The 16,189-nt window shown below is 71.3% G+C and carries 14 protein-coding genes; 4 read left to right on the top strand and 10 right to left on the bottom strand.

The window, feature by feature from the left end; translation table 11 throughout:
* Nucleotides 1–5 precede the first annotated feature (5 nt).
* On the top strand, nucleotides 6–815 hold the full coding sequence (locus RB614_RS31575) for an enoyl-CoA hydratase/isomerase family protein (RefSeq protein WP_308716334.1): 810 nt from the start codon (nucleotides 6–8) through the stop codon (nucleotides 813–815).
* A complete protein-coding gene (locus tag RB614_RS31570; protein WP_308716333.1) occupies nucleotides 812–1,567 on the top strand; it encodes an SDR family NAD(P)-dependent oxidoreductase in 756 nt (251 codons plus the stop codon). The genes RB614_RS31575 and RB614_RS31570 overlap by 4 nt, the downstream gene beginning before the upstream one ends.
* A 21-nt stretch (nucleotides 1,568–1,588) precedes the next feature.
* Here RB614_RS31570 and RB614_RS31565 read toward each other — a convergent pair whose 3' ends face one another.
* From RB614_RS31565 to RB614_RS31555, 3 genes are read right to left on the bottom strand one after another with little or no spacing between them, the layout of a single operon-like run.
* Nucleotides 1,589–2,341 (bottom strand): crotonase/enoyl-CoA hydratase family protein, encoded by a 753-nt coding sequence (locus tag RB614_RS31565; protein ID WP_308716332.1) that lies wholly within the window; start codon nucleotides 2,339–2,341, stop codon nucleotides 1,589–1,591.
* Nucleotides 2,338–4,350: a GAF domain-containing protein gene (locus tag RB614_RS31560; protein ID WP_308716331.1), complete on the bottom strand. Its 2,013-nt coding sequence runs from the start codon at nucleotides 4,348–4,350 to the stop codon at nucleotides 2,338–2,340. Before RB614_RS31560 ends, RB614_RS31565 begins: the two co-directional genes overlap by 4 nt.
* Nucleotides 4,347–5,123 (bottom strand): SDR family NAD(P)-dependent oxidoreductase, encoded by a 777-nt coding sequence (locus RB614_RS31555; RefSeq protein WP_308716330.1) that lies wholly within the window; start codon nucleotides 5,121–5,123, stop codon nucleotides 4,347–4,349. The genes RB614_RS31560 and RB614_RS31555 overlap by 4 nt, the downstream gene beginning before the upstream one ends.
* 201 nt (nucleotides 5,124–5,324) lie before the next feature.
* Between RB614_RS31555 and RB614_RS31550 the strand changes: the two genes are divergently transcribed.
* Both RB614_RS31550 and RB614_RS31545 read left to right on the top strand, forming a co-directional pair.
* A complete protein-coding gene (locus RB614_RS31550) occupies nucleotides 5,325–5,993 on the top strand; it encodes a TetR/AcrR family transcriptional regulator (protein WP_308716329.1) in 669 nt (222 codons plus the stop codon).
* Nucleotides 5,994–6,131: 138 nt separating this feature from the next.
* Nucleotides 6,132–6,950, top strand: coding sequence for an SDR family oxidoreductase (locus tag RB614_RS31545; RefSeq protein WP_308716328.1), 819 nt, complete (start codon nucleotides 6,132–6,134; stop codon nucleotides 6,948–6,950).
* Nucleotides 6,951–7,040: 90 nt separating this feature from the next.
* On the opposite strand, the gene RB614_RS31540 is transcribed toward RB614_RS31545, so the two are convergent.
* From RB614_RS31540 to RB614_RS31510, 7 genes are read right to left on the bottom strand one after another with little or no spacing between them, the layout of a single operon-like run.
* Nucleotides 7,041–10,556, bottom strand: a complete 3,516-nt coding sequence (locus RB614_RS31540; RefSeq protein ID WP_308716327.1) for an indolepyruvate ferredoxin oxidoreductase family protein — start codon at nucleotides 10,554–10,556, stop codon at nucleotides 7,041–7,043.
* Between the two features lie 28 nt (nucleotides 10,557–10,584).
* On the bottom strand, nucleotides 10,585–11,382 hold the full coding sequence (locus RB614_RS31535) for an enoyl-CoA hydratase-related protein (RefSeq protein WP_308716326.1): 798 nt from the start codon (nucleotides 11,380–11,382) through the stop codon (nucleotides 10,585–10,587).
* A gap of 12 nt (nucleotides 11,383–11,394) precedes the next feature.
* Nucleotides 11,395–12,513: a mandelate racemase/muconate lactonizing enzyme family protein gene (locus tag RB614_RS31530; protein WP_308716325.1), complete on the bottom strand. Its 1,119-nt coding sequence runs from the start codon at nucleotides 12,511–12,513 to the stop codon at nucleotides 11,395–11,397.
* On the bottom strand, nucleotides 12,510–13,313 hold the full coding sequence (locus tag RB614_RS31525; RefSeq protein ID WP_308716324.1) for an ABC transporter ATP-binding protein: 804 nt from the start codon (nucleotides 13,311–13,313) through the stop codon (nucleotides 12,510–12,512). Before RB614_RS31525 ends, RB614_RS31530 begins: the two co-directional genes overlap by 4 nt.
* Nucleotides 13,310–14,263 carry an ABC transporter ATP-binding protein gene (locus RB614_RS31520; protein WP_308716323.1) on the bottom strand — a complete coding sequence of 318 codons (954 nt, stop codon included), beginning with the start codon at nucleotides 14,261–14,263 and terminating at the stop codon, nucleotides 13,310–13,312. Before RB614_RS31520 ends, RB614_RS31525 begins: the two co-directional genes overlap by 4 nt.
* Nucleotides 14,264–14,265: 2 nt before the next feature.
* Complete coding sequence (locus tag RB614_RS31515; RefSeq protein ID WP_308716322.1) at nucleotides 14,266–15,165, bottom strand: ABC transporter permease; 900 nt, start codon at nucleotides 15,163–15,165, stop codon at nucleotides 14,266–14,268.
* Nucleotides 15,162–16,124 (bottom strand): ABC transporter permease, encoded by a 963-nt coding sequence (locus RB614_RS31510; RefSeq protein WP_308716321.1) that lies wholly within the window; start codon nucleotides 16,122–16,124, stop codon nucleotides 15,162–15,164. Before RB614_RS31510 ends, RB614_RS31515 begins: the two co-directional genes overlap by 4 nt.
* Nucleotides 16,125–16,189: the final 65 nt, after the last annotated feature.

Below are 16,189 nucleotides of genomic sequence, written 5' to 3'. Positions count from 1 at the left end.
CGGACATGACGGTCTGGATCGACGAGGAATACGTGCCCTCCCTCGGGGTGGCACGGGCCGGCGGCGCCGTACGGATCGAGTTGCGCCGGCCCGGCTCCCTGAACGCCTTCGACACGCCGACCGCGAAGGCCTTCCGGGACCTGCTGCAGCGGCTCGGCGACGACGCCTCGGTGCGCAGCGTGCTGATCACCGGCGCCGGCCGTGCGTTCAGTGCCGGTGCTGACGTCAAGACGCAGTTCGGCGACGAGTCGGCCCGCGACGTCGTCGAGACGGAGCTGCGGGAGATCACCACGCCGACGATCCTGGCGCTGCGCCGGATGGCCAAGCCGGTGATCGCCGCCGTCAACGGGGCGGCCGCCGGCCTCGGCTGCTCACTGGCGCTGGCCTGCGATCTCGTGCTGGCCGCCGAGTCCACGTACTTCCTGCTGGCCTTCGCCAACATCGGGCTGACGCCCGACGGCGGGGCGAGCCTCCTCGTGCCGGCGCGGGTCGGCCTCGGCCGGGCCTTCGTCCTCGCGTTGCTGGCCGAGCGCCTGCCCGCGCGCGAGGCGCTCGGCTGGGGACTGGCCGACCGGGTGATCCCGGACGCCGACCTGCGCGCCACCGCGGAGGACCTGGCATTGCGGCTGGCCACCGGTCCGACCCGCGCTTTCGCGGCGACCAAGGAAGCGATCAACCGCAGCATGCTGGGCGGTCTCGCCGATGCGCTGGAGACCGAGGCGAGCCTGCAGGGCGGCCTGGTGCGCAGCGCCGACTTCCTCGAAGGTACCGCCGCCTTCACCGCGAAACGGTCACCGAAGTTCGCGGGCCGATGAGCACCGGACCAGGCCGCCGCGCCCTCGTCACGGGCGCCAGCCGCGGCATCGGCCGGGCGGTCGCGGTGGCCCTCGCCGCGGCGGGTCACACCGTCGCCGGCTCCGCCCGCACGGTCGCGGCGACCGCTGCCGGCGGCGTGATAGGCGTCCCGTGCGACATGGACGACCTGTCCGCGGTCGCGGCGCTGCCCGCGCGTGCGGCCGAGGCCCTGGGCGGGCCGGTAGAGATCCTCGTGCACTGCGCGGGGATCACGCGTCCGGCGCGGGTGACCGACATCGCGCTCGACGACTGGGACGCGGTGATGCGGGTGAACGTGACCTCGGCGCTGCTGCTCGCGCAGGGCTGCGTGCCCGCCATGGTCGGCGCCGGGTCGGGGCGCGTCGTCACGATCGGGTCGCTGTACTCCCGGATGGGCGGCCGCTTCGCCGGCGCCTACGCTGCCAGCAAGCACGCGCTGCTCGGCCTGACCCGGGTGCTCGCCCTGGAACTGGCCACCAAGGGGGTCACCGCCAACGTGGTCGTTCCCGGCTGGACCGACACGGAAATGGTCCGCGCCGAGGCGCGCAGCGTGGCCAGGGCCAACGGCTACGGCGAGGACGAGGCGCTGCGGCGCTTCCTGCGCGGGCAGCCGCTGGGCAGGATGGTGACGCCGGCGGAGGTCGCCGCCCTGGTCACGTTCCTGTGCAGCGATCAGGCGGCGTCGATCACCGGCCAGGCGATCAATATCGACGGCGGCAGCCTGCAGTCCTGAGCGGGGATGTCGGCGGTGGCGCTACCGACCCGTCCATTGCGGAGTCCGCTTCTCGGCGAAGGCCAGCGCGCCTTCCCGGCCGTCGGCGGAGTCCAGCACGGCACGCAGCAGCGGCGTCTGGTGCTCGAAGAACTCCAGCTCGGTGCGGCCCTGCATCTGGCGGATCAGGTGCTTGGACCAGCGCACGCCCAGCGGTGCGTTCGCCGCGATCCGCTCGGCCAGGGCGGTCGCCTCGGCCAGCGCGCCGCCCGGCTCCGCCAGCCGCGCCAGGAGGCCGTGCTCGTACGCGCGCTCGGCCGGAATCAGGTCCCCGGTGAGTGCCAGCTCCATCGCCATCGCGTACGGCAGCCGGCGGGGCAGCCGCAGCAGCCCGCCGCCGCCGGCGAACAGCCCGACCTTCACCTCGGGGATGCCCAGCTTCGCGCCGCGCGCGGCGACCAGCAGGTCGCAGGTGAGGGCGATCTCCAGGCCGCCGGCCACCGCGAATCCTTCGATGGCGGCGATCAGCGGCTTCTTCGTTCCCTGCTGGAAGAACTCCTCGATGCCGCGCGGGTCGCCCTCACGGGTGAACGCCTTGAGGTCCATGCCCGCGCAGAAGCCGCGGCCGGCCCCGCTCACCACGCCGACGGTCAGGTCGTCGCGGGAGTCCAGCAGCCGCCCGGCGGCGAGCAGCCCTTCGCCGAGCGTGCTGTCGATGGCGTTCATGGCGTCGGGCCGGTTGAGCGTGATGAACAGAATCCGGCCGCGGATCTCGGTGAGCACGGCGGTCGTCATGCGGCGCTCCCCGGATTCTGTTCTGGCTCGTTGAAGATCACGTCATGCTCCTTCGACTCGGACCGGTCGGAGTCGGTCGGCCCGCCGCCGGCGATTGGGGATCTCGACAACCCGGCGGGTCCGCCGAACAGGCGCAGCACCTGGACCGCCAGGTAGGCGCCGAACAGGGAGTCCACTCGCTCCGGGTCGATCGCGGACAGCTCGCGGATGCGGTTGAGCCGGTACCGGACCGTGTTCTCGTGGACGTCGAGCGCCGCGGCCGTGGAGCGGATGCGGGCCTGGCACTCGAGGTAGGCCGCGATCGTCTCGACCAGACTGCTGCCGGTCGCCGCGTCGTGCGCCACGAGCGGGGCCAGCAGGTTCTCGGCGTGCCGCTGTGCCCCGGCCAGGCCGTCGCGCTGGTTGACCAGCCGGACGAGCTCGAAGTCGCGTGCGAAGGCCAGCCGACTGGCGTCACCGGCATAGCCGAGCAGGCCGGCGAGCTCGCGCGCCCGCTCCGCCTGCGTCGGCAGGTCGGCCAGCGCTCGGCAGGGTTCGGAGGCGACCGCGTGTACGGCGCCATGCACCCGCGCGAGCTCGTCGAACGCCGTGGCGAGCCGCACGCGGAAGCCGGCCTCCCATGCCTCACCGGCGGCCGGGACCTCGATGAGCAACAGGTCCTCGCCCACGATGCCGGTGTGCGCGACGCAGCGGGTGTCGGCGGCGAGGTGGCGGCCCACGGCGTCGGCCACGGCGTCGCGTCGCTTGCTTGAGGCGGCGTCACCGGTCCCGGCGCCGGCGTATCGCAGCCGCAGCACAAGGTGCCGCTTCTGGACGTCGAAACCGAGGGCGGCCGCTTCGTCGGCGAGCCGGGCCGGGTCGCGGCGGCCGTGGAGCAGGTCCGACAGGTAGTCCGCCCGCTCGTACCGCAGTGCGTCGGCGCGGCGGGCTTCTGCCAGCAGTTTGAGCGCGACCGCCATGGCCGCCTGTTCGAGCGCCTTCGCGTCGGTCGGGCTGAACCCGCCGCCGAGCTCGCACAGCTCGAGGTACCCGGCGCACGCGCCGTCGACGACCATCCGGACGAACAGGCGCCGGCAGCCCAGCTCCGGACCGGCCCGCAGCACGCTGCTCGAACTGCCCCCGTCCAGATCGGCAAGGACACGGCGGACCTGGGGCAGGCAACGCTGGGCCGCGGTCAGGCCGGGGCAGCCGGCGAGGGCGAGCGAGGGCGGGGCGGCCCAGGAGACGACGGTCAGCGCCGGGTCGTACAGGACGACCGGCTTGCCGAGCATCTCCGCGATCAGGCCCAGCATCTCGCCGATCTCGGCACCGTCGAGGAGCACGTGGGTGAGCCGGCTGTACAGCGCCTGGGAGGCACCCAGGATCGTCCGCTGGTGCTCGATGGTCCGGGCGTGGTGGGCCAGCTGCTGGATCACCCAGGCCTGGCGGACCGCGATGGCGACGAGACCGGCGAACGCCTGGGCGAGCCTGATGTCGCGGGTGGTGTAGAGGTGTTCCCGCGCCTCGTTGTCCATGTAGATGATGCCGATGACCTCGCCGTCGACGACGAGCGGGACGCCGAGCATGTCGCGGACGCCCCAGCGGCGCATCGTCCGGTGGATGGTGCGCGGATCGGTCATCGCCCCCTGCACGACCACTGGCGACGCGGAGCCGACGACCTCGGCCGTGAACAGGTCATGCTCCCCGCCCGAGACGAGCCGGCGCACACCGGCGTCGATGTCGCGCCGGCCGGCGCAGTAGCCGACCCGCCCCTGGAACCGGCCGTCCGCGCGGCGCAGGTACACCGAGCACCGGCTCACACCGAGCAGCTCACACAGGCGTCGCCCGGCCCGGCGCAGTACGTCGTCGAGCGGCACCCGCTCGTTCGTGGCCAGCAACGCGACCTCCTCGAAGGCCACGACCGCCTCGGCGTAGACATCGCGGGCACCGTCCGGCTCCGGTTCGTCGCGCCGGCGGGTGGCCGGGTCGCCGGTTCCGGGCCGCGCCGCGACGCCGATCGGGCCGGTCAACGGGCGCCCATTCGGATCCCGCCGTCGAGCCGGATCGTCTCCGCGTTGATCATCGGATTGACGATGATGTGCTCGACCAGCGCCGCGTACTCCGACGGACGGCCGAGCCGGCTGGGATGGGGCACCTGCCGGGCGAGCGAGGCCTGCGCGGCCTCGGGCAGGCTTTCGAGCAGTGGCGTGGCGAACAGTCCCGGCGCGATCGTGCTCACCCTGATCTGGCTCCGGGCGAGTTCCCGGGCTATGGGGAGGGCCATGCCCACGATCCCCGCCTTCGAGGCGGAGTAGGCCGCCTGGCCGATCTGGCCGTCGTACGCGGCGACCGACGCGGTGTTGACGATGACGCCGCGCTCCTCCCCGTCGAGCTGCAGCCCGAGCAGGTGCTGGGCCGCCAGCCGAATGACGTTGAACGTGCCGACGAGGTTCACCTCCACGATCCGCCGGAACATGTCGAGGGGGAACGGCCCGTCGCGGCCGACCACCTTGGCCGGCGGGCCGACGCCTGCGCAGTTCACCACGACGCGCAGCGGCTTGCCGATCGAGGCACCGTGCTCGGCGCCGGTCGCGATGGCACTCCCGACGGCTTCGGGGTCGGTGACGTCACCGGCGGCGAACATGGCCAGCGGCCCGAGGCGGTCCACCACGCCCTTGCCGTCCGACTGTGGCAGGTCCAGGATGACGACCGCCCCGCCAGCGGCGATGAGTCGCTCGGTGGTGGCCAGCCCGAGACCGGAGGCGCCCCCGGTGATGAGGGCCGTAATGGAGCCGATTTCCATGTCGTACCTTTCGTTCGAGCGTCCGTGACCCCGTCCGCCGAAGGGTCGGAGCCGGTGTGCGGCACGCCCGCCCCGCAGGCACATGGGCTTCGCCTACTTACTTATCGCTCGCTAAAATCTAGGTCGTCGGGAGCGAGACGGTCAAGGCAAGTGCCGTCCGATCGCCGTGCGACCATTGAGTCCCTCAGCCAAGGAGAGCCCATGCCCCGTCGCTCCACCGTCGCCACGCGGACAGCCGACGTCCAGACGTGGCGACGGCCACCGGATCTGGCGCTGACACCGATCCTGTCGCACTCCCTGGACGCGTTCTGCGAGACGGGCTACCACGGGACGACAGTGCGGGACATCGCGCGCAGGGTCGGCATGACCGTGCCCGCGCTGTACTACCACCACGAAAACAAGGAAGCCATCTTCGTCGCGCTGCTGGACGTGTCGATCACCCGGGTCAAGCAGCTCTGCGAGGAGGCCCTGCGCGACGCCGGCGACGACCCGGTGGCCCGCTTCCTCAATCTCGTCGAGTGCCTCGTGCTCTACATGGCGAAGAGCACGAAGATCGCCTACCTCGACCACGAGTTCCGCGTGCTCAGTCCCGAGCACCGCAGGTCCTACAGCGGCAAACGGCGAGACGTGGAGCGACTGCTGCTGCGCACGATCCAGGACGGCGTCGATGCCGGGCACTTCGACGTCGCCGCGCCCGCCGACACCGCACGCGCACTCCTGGGCATGATCCAGGCGGTGGCGACGTGGTTCCAGCCCGGTGGCCGGCTCTCCGCCCAAAGCGTCGCGCTGCGCTACCTCGACATCGCCGCGCACACCGTGGGCGCCACACCGGAAGTGCTCCGCCGGGTTCGCGGCGCCGCGCGCAGGTGACGCGGGCCGGAAGCTTGGGTCTGGTCGCCCAGACCGGCATTCGCCAGCTACTTGACACTTATGTCAAGTAGCTGGAACACTCGGGATCCACCGCCGATACCTGACGGCGAACCTCTGTCTTCGGTTGGGGGCTGACGCATGCACGGTCTGGTATCCAGGGATCTGCTCCGCGACCGGACCGTGTTCGTGAGCGGCGGCGGCAGCGGCGTCAACCTGGCCATCGCCAAGGCGTGCGCGTCGGTCGGGGCCAATCTGGTCATCTGCGGGCGCACCGAGGAGAAGCTGAAGGCGGCCACCAAAGAGCTCGAAGGCTGCGGGGCACAGGCCGCCTATGCCGTCGCCGACGTGCGTGACGCCAGTGCCGTGGCCGCCGCCCTCGCCACGGCCGCCGACCGCTTCGGCCCGATCGACGCGCTGGTCTGCGGCGCCGCGGGCAACTTCCTCGCCCCGGCCGAGCGCATCAGCTCCAACGGATTCCGCGCGGTCATGGACATCGATCTGCTCGGCAGCTTCCACTGCGCGCACGCCGCGTTCGAGCAGCTGCGCCAGACCCGCGGCACCATCCTGTTCGTGTCCGGCGGACAGTCGCAGATGCCATTCCTGCACCAGGTCCACGTAGCGGCCGCCAAGGCCGGCGTCGACCAGCTGATGCGGTCACTGGCGCTGGAGTGGGGCCCTTACGGCATCCGGTCCAACTCGATCGTGCCGGGCCCGGTGAACGGCACCGAGGGCATGCGCCGCCTGGCCGAAAACATGACCAAGGAGGTCTGGACCGAGATGGTGCCACTCGGCCGGTTCGCCGAGCCCGAGGAGATCGGGACGATGGCCGCCGTGCTCATCTCGCCGCTCGCCGCCTACGTGAACGGCGCCCAGGTCGTCGTTGACGGCGGCATGGCCATGTCCGGCTCATCGGGCTTCAACCGCGCCGTCACGGCCGCCGCCACGCCAGCATCCTGACCACCGACGGGGCCCGTGCCGCCGACCGCGTAGCGGCCGGCGGCGGGCAGCGGATGGCACCGGTCGGCCAACCGCCGCACGGCGGCCGGTCTACGCGTCCGGTGGGAGGTTGGTGAGGGACGGCGGGAAGCTGGTGCCGAGCCCGAGTGCGCGGGCCTGGGGGTCGACGGTGGCCACGTAGCGCGCGACATTGCGCAGCTTGACGTGCTCGTAGCCACGGACAGCGTCGGCGGCGTCGAGCAGACGGACCAGACGGTCCACGTTGTCGGGGGTAACCGCGTCGGCCGCCGCCTCGGCCAGTGCTCGATAGTGGGTCACGAGGTCGCGCTCAACCCGGCGGACGTGTGCGTAGCCGAAGATGTCGAGCCTGGTGTGGCGGACCCGCTTCATCACGGCCAGAGCGGAGAACGCCGGGCGGAACCACGGGCCGAGACGGATCTTCGACTTCATGCCGATCGCCCGGAGCATGGGCGGATGCAGGTACCAGAACACCTTCGCACCCTCGCCGAACTCGCGCACCACCTGCTCGCGGCTGGCGTCCAGCAGGTGAAGCCGGGCCACCTCGTATTCGTCCTTGTACGCCATCAGCCGGTGCAGCTGGGTGGCGGCGGCGGTCGCGAGCGGACCGGCCACGCCGGTCGCCGACGCCTCCGCGGTAGCCACGCGCTCGACGACGTCCAGGTACGCGTGAGCGTAGGCGGCGTCCTGGTAGGAAACGAGGTCACCGGCCCGGGTCTCGATCAGCTGTTGCAGCGTGGGCGCGAGGCGGACCAGCCCGGCCACGCGCTCGGCCACCGGCGGCGGCACCGGCAACCGGCCGAGGCGCCGTTGCCGGGCCTCGACCAGCGCTGCCACCGCGGCCGGATCGGCCACGGCGACCCGGCCCCAGCGGAACGCCTCCACGTTCGCCTCGATGGCCGTGCCGTTGAGCCGGAATGCCTCCTCTATGGACGCCGGCGACAGCGGCAGCGCACCGCTCTGCACCGCGGCGCCGACTAGCACGCTGTTGGTCATCAGGTGGTTGCCGAACACCGCGTCGGCGATCGCCTCAGGGTCGACGAAGACGTTGTCGGCGGCCCGGGTCACCGCGCCGAGCTCGTCGACCTGGGCGTCGAGCGATGGGTAGGCAACGCTCGGGTCGACCGCCATGTCCGCGGTCGGGGTCGGGCTGAGCGAGCCGACAGCGACGGTACGCCCCGGCGACGCCTTGGCGAGGATCCGGGGGCTCATGGCGGCCAGCAGGTCGAAGACCAGCAGCAGATCGGCCCCGCCGTCCTCGATCTGGGCCGCGGGCTCGGCGGCCGGGTCGGTGTAGATCTGCAGCTGGGATACCACCGGACCGGCCTTCTGGCTGGAGCCGGTGAGGTCGAGGTTGCGCACGAGCTTGCCGTCGAGGACGGCCGCGGTCGCCAGCACCTGGCTCACGGTGACCACGCCGGTGCCCCCGATGCCGGTCATGTGCACGTTGAACGCGCCGGTGGGCACCTTGGCCACCGGGGCCGGGACGGATGGCGCCGGCTTCGCCTTCGTCCGCCGCTGCCGGGCCTTGCGGGTCTCCACCTTCATGAACGACGGGCAGTCGCCGTTGACGCAGGAGTAGTCGAAGTTGCACGACGACTGGTGGATCGCCGTCTTGCGGCCGAACTCGGTCTCGACCGGCTGCACACTCAGGCACTGCGACTTGGCGCTGCAGTCGCCGCAGCCCTCGCAGACGCGGTCGTTGATGAGTACCCGCTGTGTCGGCTGGACCATCTGCTTGCGCTTACGCAGCCGGCGCTTCTCGGCCGCACAGTGCTGGTCGTGCAGCAGTACGGTGACGCCCGGCGTGGCGGCCAGCGCCTCCTGGGCCTCGATGAGCCGGTCGCGCTTCCAGACCCGCACGCCGCGGGGCAGGCGGATCCGGCGATACTTGCGGGTGTCGTCGGTCGTGATGATGATCCGCGCGACCCCCTCGGCGCGCAGCATCGTCACCATCTGCGGCACGTCCAGCACACCTTCCACGTGCTGCCCGCCGGTCATACCGACCGCGCTGTTGTAGAGCAGCTTGTACGTGATGTTGACGCCGGCCGCCACCGCTTGGCGCAGGGCAAGGCTGCCGGAGTGGTGGAAGGTCCCGTCGCCGATGTTCTGGAAGATGTGCCGGGTCGACGTGAACGGGGCCATGCCGACCCATTGCGCGCCTTCGCCGCCCATCTGGGTGTAGCCGGCCATGGTGCCGTACTCCTCGCGCGGCACCACCAACTCGAGGATGTGGCAGCCGATGCCGGCCGCGACCACGGCCCCGTCAGGGGCGAGGAGCGAGCTGTTGTGCGGGCAGCCGGAGCAGAAGAACGGCTTACGCGAAGTGACCAACGGCAGCAGCGGCCGCGTCCTCGGCCGCTCCGGCAGCCTGACCACGGCGCCCAGCCGGTCGGCCAGCCGCGGACCGAGCACGCCGGCGAGCTGGTCCGCGCTGAACACGCCGTACTCGGGCAGCATCTCCCGGCCGTCGGGGTCGGTCTTGCCGAGGATCGCCGGGGCGCCCGGCTGCCCGTACAGTGCCTCCTTGAGCATCCGCTCGATCAGCGGTCGCTTCTCCTCGACCACGAAGATCTGCTCCAGGCCGGCGGCGAAGGCCCGCCACTCCGCCGTGGACACCGGCCACAGCGCCGTCACCTTCTTGACCCGGACGCCAGCACGCAGCAGGGCGGCCTCGTCGAGGCCGAGCCGGTCCAGGGCACGCCGCACGTCGTAGTAGGTCGTGCCGGGTGCGACGATGCCGACCTTCGCGTCCGGCGGCGCGACGACGAGCGGGTTGAGCCGGTTCGTCTCGATGTATTCCTCGGCGATACGCCGCCGCGCGGTCACCAGGTCCCGCTCGGCCTCGCGCATCGGCGGCCCCGGCGTGTTCACCCGCAGCACCGGCGTGAACGACGCCGGCGGCGTCACGAGCGTCAGCCGCTCGGGCGAGACGTCGGCGGAGCCCGACGCGTCGGCCAGTTCGGTGACCATCTTGAAGCCCACCCACAGCCCGCTCGCCCGCGACAGCGCGAAGCCGTGCGCACCGAGGTCCAGGATGTCCTGCACGTTGCCGGGGAAGAGCAGCGGCATCCCCCAGTCGATGAACGCGCCGTTGCTGTCGGTCGGGAAGTTGGTCGACGCCGCGTCGGGGTCGTCGCCGGCCACCACGAGCACGCCGCCGTGGCGTGCGGTGCCCCGGATGTTGGCCGTGCGCAGCGCGTCGCCGGCCCGGTCCACGCCCGGGGCCTTGCCGAACCACAGGCCGAACACGCCGTCCACGGTCGCGCCGGGCAGCTCGTTGACCGTCTGGCTGCCCCACAGCGCGGTCGCGGCCAGGTCCTCGTTGAGGCCGGGCTGGTGGCGGATGTGGTGGGCGGTCAGGAGCTTGCGCTGCCGCCCCATCTCGATGTCGACCCCGCCCAGCGGCGAGCCGGGGTAACCCGAGACCAGCCCGGCGGTATCGAGGCCGGCGGCCTCGTCCCGCCGACGCTGGTCGACCAGGACGCGGACCAGCGCCTGGATCGCGGTCAGGTATACCGCACCGGAGCGCTTCTCGAACTTGTCCCGCAGCGAGAAGTCCGATCCGCGCTCGTTCGTGATGGTCATGGGCATCCCCACTGGTATTTGGTACATGTCAAGTTTCATCGGGACGGGGACCGGTGCCGGCCGGGCCCACGGCCCAACGCGGCGCGCGCTTCTCGAAGAAGGCGGCGATCCCCTCGGCCCGGTCGGCGGACCGGTGGGCCTCCTCGTCGGCCATCGCGGTGAACGCCCAGGCACGCTCCTCGGCCTCGGCCCGGGCCTTCGACATCGCCGAGAGGGTCGCGGCGACCGCGGCCGGGCTGTTCACCGCGATCCGCCGCGCCAGGGCCAGCGCCCCGGCGACCGCTCCCCCGGGCTCGCACAGCACGTTGACCAGACCGGCCCCGTGGGCCCGCTCGGCCGTCATCGGATCGCCGGTCAGCAGCAACTCCATCGCCAGCGCGGCCGGCAGGCGGGCCGGTGCCCGAAACAGCGCGCCGCAGTTCGCGACGACACCGCGCTTCACCTCTGGCAGGGCGAACGAGGCGGTGCTCGACGCGACCACCAAGTCGCAGGCCAGCACCATCTCGAACCCGCCACCCACGGCGGGGCCCTCGACCGCGGCGACGAGCGGCTTCGAGCGGACCCTCCGGACGAAGCCGTACTCCCCGCCCGCGGCCGTCCGCGGGCCGCTCGGCAGGCTCAGGTCGGTGCCCGCCGAGAACACGGTGTCCGAGCCGGTGAGCACGCCGGCGCGCAGCCCGGGCGCGGACTCCAGCCGGTCGATCGCGGTGCTCAGGCTGTCGGCCAGCGCCTGGTTCATCGCATTGCGCCGGACCGGGCGGTCGAGCCGCAGCACGAGCACGCCGTCGACCTCTTCGACCGCGAGCCGGCCGGAATCCGCTGTCATGCCGACAAGATCTCAGTGACCGATGACCGAGGAGGCGTCGCCGATCGTCAGGTGCCGGACGGTCAGGTTGTCGATCTCGTCCTCGTCGATCTCGTAGCCGAGGCCCGGCTTGGTCGGCGCGTCGACGTAGCCTTCGGCGTTGACCCGCAGCGTGTCCTTCATGCCCTGGTCCAGCACGCCGGTCGGCACCGGAAGCTCCACCAGGTCGCAGTTGTGGATCGCCAGCATCACGTGGAAATGGGCCGCCTGGATCAGGGTCGAGCCGTAGCTGTGCGGCTCGAACTTGACGCCGAACGCCTCGCAGAGCGCGGCCGTCTTCTTCATCGCGGTGATGCCACCGGTCCAGTCGCCGACCGACCGCACCGAGTCGACCGCGTGATTGACCAGGTACGGCGGGACGAACTTCAGGCCGCCGCCGACGCTCTCGACCGCGGTGATCGGGATCGAGAAGTGCCGGGTGAGGTCGGTCAGGCCCTGGATGTCGGCGTCCTCGATCGGCGCCTCGTACCAGTAGAAGTCGAGTTCCTCGAGCACTTTGCCGACCTTGAAGGCGCCCTGGCGGTCGTAGGCGTTGACGGGATCGAGCATCAGGTCCATCGTGTCGCCGACGCCCTCGCGCACCGCGCGGCACACCTCGATGTCCTTGTCCGGCACGCCGAACGCGTGCAGCTTGTAGGCGGTGAAACCCTCGTCGCGGCACCGCAGCGCCAGGTCGACGTATTCCTGCACGGTGTCGTAGCGAACGGTGCTGGCGTAGGCGCGCACCCGGTCGCGGGCCGCGCCCAGCAGCTTGTAGATCGGCTGCTCGTGGATCTTTCCGACCAGGTCCCACAGGGCGATGTCCACACCGGACGAGACCGCGTTGGGCGCCGTGAGGTTGTCGGTGAGTTCGTACGAGAACTTCTCGATGTCGTGCGGATCGCGGCCGACCAGCGTGTCACGGACCCGCGGCAGTGCGTCCTCGAACTGGCCGGGGCCGGCGAGCCACGTGACGCACTGCCCCTCGTGGCCCTCGTCGTCGCGGATGCGGAGCAGGATCATGCCGACCCGCCGGGGCGGCAGCTGGTCCTTCCACTGGAACTCGAACTCGGTGGGCTTGAGAACCTGGGCACTGACCTCGGTGATCTTCACGGATGGACCCTTTCTTCTTCCGGTTCCAGCGAACGCAGCTCCGAAGCCGCGACGAGCCTGCGGGTGTATTCGTGCCGGGGGTTGCCGAGCACGTCGGCGACGGCGCCCTGCTCGACGATCTGCCCCTTCAGCAGCACGGCCACCCGGTGGCACAGGTGCCGCACCATGTGCATGTCGTGGGCCACGAAGATGTACCCGATGGAGAACTTCTCCTGCAGATCGAGCAGCAGGTTGGCGATCTGTGCGCTGACCGAGACATCCAGTGCGGACATCGGCTCGTCGAGCACGATGACGTCGGGGTCCTCGCACAGGCCGCGGGCGATGGCGACGCGCTGGCGCTGGCCGCCGGAGAGCTGGTGCGGGAACCGGTCGGCGTACTCGGCCGGCAGCGACACCAGCGACAGCAGCTCGATGGCCCGTGCCCTGCGCTCGGCCTTCGGCGCGCGCCGCTCGATCGACCGCCGCTCGGTGATGATGTCCCACAGGCGGCGGCGCGGATTCAGGGAACTGTACGGGTTCTGGAAGACGGCCGAGACCGAGTTGAAGTAGTCGCGACGGTGCTCGGCGGTGAACCGGTCCCTCGGGGTGCCGCGGAACCTGACCGTCCCGCTCGTCGGCTGCTCGATGCCGAGCAGGATCCGCGTCAGCGTGGTCTTGCCGCTACCGGACTCGCCGACGAGACCGACCATCTCCCCCGCCGCCACCCCGAAGTCCACGCCGGTGAGAGCCTGGGTCGTCTCGCCGCGGCGGCCGTGGAAGCTCTTGCTGACGTCGACGGCTTCCAGGATGTATTCGCTCATGACGCCACCGGGTTCCAACAGGCGAACGAGCTGCCGTCGGCCTTCCTGGTGGTGGCCGGCATCTCGCTGCGGCAGATGTCTGTCGCGTTCGGGCACCGCGGCGCGAAAGGGCAGCCGGACGGCATCGACAGCAGCGTCGGCGGGCTGCCCGAGATGGCCCGGAGTCGCTGCCGCGGCCCGACGTCGAGCGAGCTCGCGTCGAGCAGCGCCTGGGTGTAGGGGTGCGACGGCGCCTCGACGACCGCGCTCAGCGGGCCGCTCTCGACCACTACCCCGCCGTACATGACGGCCACGTCCTGGCACACCAGGCGGGCGACGCGGATGTCGTGGGTGATGAACATGGTGGTGAGGTGGCGCTCGCGCCGCAGCCTGTCGAGCAGGCGCAGGATGCCGATCTGCGTGGTCACGTCCAGCGCCGTGGTCGGCTCGTCGGCGATGAGCAGGTCGGGCTCCTTGGCCAGCGCGATGGCGATCGCGACGCGCTGCCGCATGCCGCCGGAGAACTGGTGCGGATGCTCCCGCAGCCGGTCCCGGGCGTCCGCGATACCGAGCGAGGTGAGCAGCTCGACGATGGTCTCGGTGCGCTTGTTCCGTTCGACGTGCGGCATCGCCTCGACGATCTGCGACCTGATCGTGTAGAGGGGGTCGAGCGCCGTCGTCGGATCCTGCGGTACGAAACCGATCGACGTGCGCAGGATCTCGCGCATCCGCTTGGGAGACGCCGCGGTCACGTCGGTGCCGTTGACCCGGATCGTGCCCTCGGCGATGTCGCCGATCGGCGGGCGGATCATCCGCATCACGCTCATCGCCACGGTGCTCTTGCCGCTGCCGGACTCGCCGACGATGGCCGTCGCCAAGCCCTTGTTCAACGTGAGTGAGACGCCGCGGACGGCCGTGGCGACCTGGCCGCCCTGGAAGTAGTGTGTCGTGAGGTTGGAGATCTCGAGCATGCCTATCGCCTCGTCGCGGGGTCGAGCGCCTGGCGCAGCCAGTCGCCGAACAGGTTGGCGGCGAGCACGGTCAGGCTGAGTGCCACGCCGGGGACGACGGGGAGCCACCACGCCGTGGCCAGGAAGTTGCGGCCGTCGGCGAGCATGTTGCCCCAGGACGCCGCGGGCGGCGGGACCCCGATGCCGAGGAAGCTCAGCGAGCCCTCCGCGATGATGGCCAGGCCGATCTGGAGCGTGGCCAGCACGAGCAGCGTCGGGATGGTGTTGGGCACGACGTGCCGGGTGATGGCCCAGAACCGGCCGCCGCCCATGACCCGGGACATGGTGACGAACTCCTGGGTACGGATCCGGATCACCTCGCTGCGCAGCACCCGCGCGTACTGCGGCCAGGCGGCCACCACGAGCACCGCGATCACGACCGTGACGCCCTTGCCGTAGATGGCCACGATGACGATGGCCAACAGCACCACCGGGAACGCCATGGACGCGTCGGCGACGCGGGTCAGGACCGCGTCGAGCCGACCGCCGGAGTAGCCGGCCAGCAAGGCGACGAGCAGCCCGATCGCGCCGCCGATGAGCACCGCGCCGGCGGCGACGAGGAACGACACCTGGGCGCCGGTCAGCAGCCGGCTCAGCACATCGCGCCCGAGCTGGTCGGTGCCGAGCAGGTAGGTGGGTGTGCCGCCGGCGAAGACCGGGGGTTTGAGCGCCTGGCTGAGGTTCACCTTGTCCGGATCGTGCGGCGCGACGACGCTACCGAAGAGACCGCAGAAGGCGAAGATCGCCATCACCGTGCCGCTGAACCACGGCCGGCGACCTGGCCGGCGGCGCAGCCTCAGCCAGGGCCGGGGCGGGCGGCCGGCCGCCGGCGACGACGGCGCGGATTCCAGAGCGCTGCTCATGCGGCTGCCTCCACGTTCGCCCCCACTTTCGACTTGACCGCCGACTTGACCGCGCGGACCCGCGGATCGAGCCAGCCGTACGACAGGTCGACCACGAACAGCAGCGCCACGAACACGAACGTGTTCACCACGACGATCCCCTGGATCAGCGCGAAGTCACGGGCCTGGATGCCCTGGATGGCCAGCTGCCCGACGCCGGGCCAGGCGAAGAGGTTCTCGACCACGATCGTGCCGGAGAACATGGCGCCGAGCTGGATGCCGGCCAGCGTCACGACCGGCAGTGAGGCGTTACGCAGGATGTGCGACATGAGCGTGGCCGGTCCGACGCCCTTGGAGCGCTCGAACAACGTCTGGTCGCGGGCGACGATCTCGAGCACCGACGACCGGGTCAGCCGGGCGATCGACGCCAGCGGGAAGGCCGCCAGCGCGCAGGCGGGAAGGATCAGGCTGGTGAAGCCCTCCGACCCGAAGGCCGGCAACCAGCCGAGGTTGATGGAGAACAGCAGCACCAGCAACATGCCCAGCCAGAACGGCGGCACCGACTGGCCGAGGACGCTCAGCCCGCGCACCGCCTGGTCGTAGCGGGTGCCGGCACGCACTCCGGCGATGGCGCCGAAGGTGACCCCCAGCACCAGCGCGATCACGAAGGCGGCCAGGGCCAGCCGGGCGGTGTTCACCATGGCCGGGATCACCAGATCCACCACCGGTTGGCGATAGCTCACGCTCTGGCCGAAGTCGAGCGTGACGATGCCCCGCAGATAGTCGACGTACTGCAGGTGGAGCGGCTGGTCGAAGCCGTAGCTGAGCCTGATCGCCGCGATCTGCTCGGGGGTCGCGTCGGGTGGCGCCAGCAGCGCGGCGGCGTCACCGCCGAGCCGCGCCAGGAAGAACACGATGGTGACGATGACCCACATCGCGACCAGGCCCTGCAGCAGTCGGCTGAGCGTGTATCTGGTCATTGCCTCTCCAGGGAGGGGTTGAACAACGGTGGTGGGTGGTCCGGCCCGATCTGGTCCAGACCACC

The sequence above is a fragment of the Phytohabitans maris genome (assembly GCF_031085175.1).
Taxonomy (GTDB): Bacteria; Actinomycetota; Actinomycetes; order Mycobacteriales; family Micromonosporaceae; genus Phytohabitans; species Phytohabitans maris.
Note: the sequence above shows the minus strand (reverse complement) of the source record. Positions and strands in the feature narration are given on the sequence as shown.

Coding starts and splice junctions, on each gene's coding strand:
- RB614_RS31575 (WP_308716334.1), top strand. CDS start 6: ATGACGGTCTGGATCGACGAGGAATACGTGCCCTCCCTCGGGGTGGCA.
- RB614_RS31570 (WP_308716333.1), top strand. CDS start 812: ATGAGCACCGGACCAGGCCGCCGCGCCCTCGTCACGGGCGCCAGCCGC.
- RB614_RS31565 (WP_308716332.1), bottom strand. CDS start 2,341: ATGACGACCGCCGTGCTCACCGAGATCCGCGGCCGGATTCTGTTCATC.
- RB614_RS31555 (WP_308716330.1), bottom strand. CDS start 5,123: ATGGAAATCGGCTCCATTACGGCCCTCATCACCGGGGGCGCCTCCGGT.
- RB614_RS31550 (WP_308716329.1), top strand. CDS start 5,325: ATGCCCCGTCGCTCCACCGTCGCCACGCGGACAGCCGACGTCCAGACG.
- RB614_RS31545 (WP_308716328.1), top strand. CDS start 6,132: ATGCACGGTCTGGTATCCAGGGATCTGCTCCGCGACCGGACCGTGTTC.
- RB614_RS31540 (WP_308716327.1), bottom strand. CDS start 10,556: ATGACCATCACGAACGAGCGCGGATCGGACTTCTCGCTGCGGGACAAG.
- RB614_RS31535 (WP_308716326.1), bottom strand. CDS start 11,382: ATGACAGCGGATTCCGGCCGGCTCGCGGTCGAAGAGGTCGACGGCGTG.
- RB614_RS31525 (WP_308716324.1), bottom strand. CDS start 13,313: ATGAGCGAATACATCCTGGAAGCCGTCGACGTCAGCAAGAGCTTCCAC.
- RB614_RS31520 (WP_308716323.1), bottom strand. CDS start 14,263: ATGCTCGAGATCTCCAACCTCACGACACACTACTTCCAGGGCGGCCAG.
- RB614_RS31515 (WP_308716322.1), bottom strand. CDS start 15,165: ATGAGCAGCGCTCTGGAATCCGCGCCGTCGTCGCCGGCGGCCGGCCGC.
- RB614_RS31510 (WP_308716321.1), bottom strand. CDS start 16,124: ATGACCAGATACACGCTCAGCCGACTGCTGCAGGGCCTGGTCGCGATG.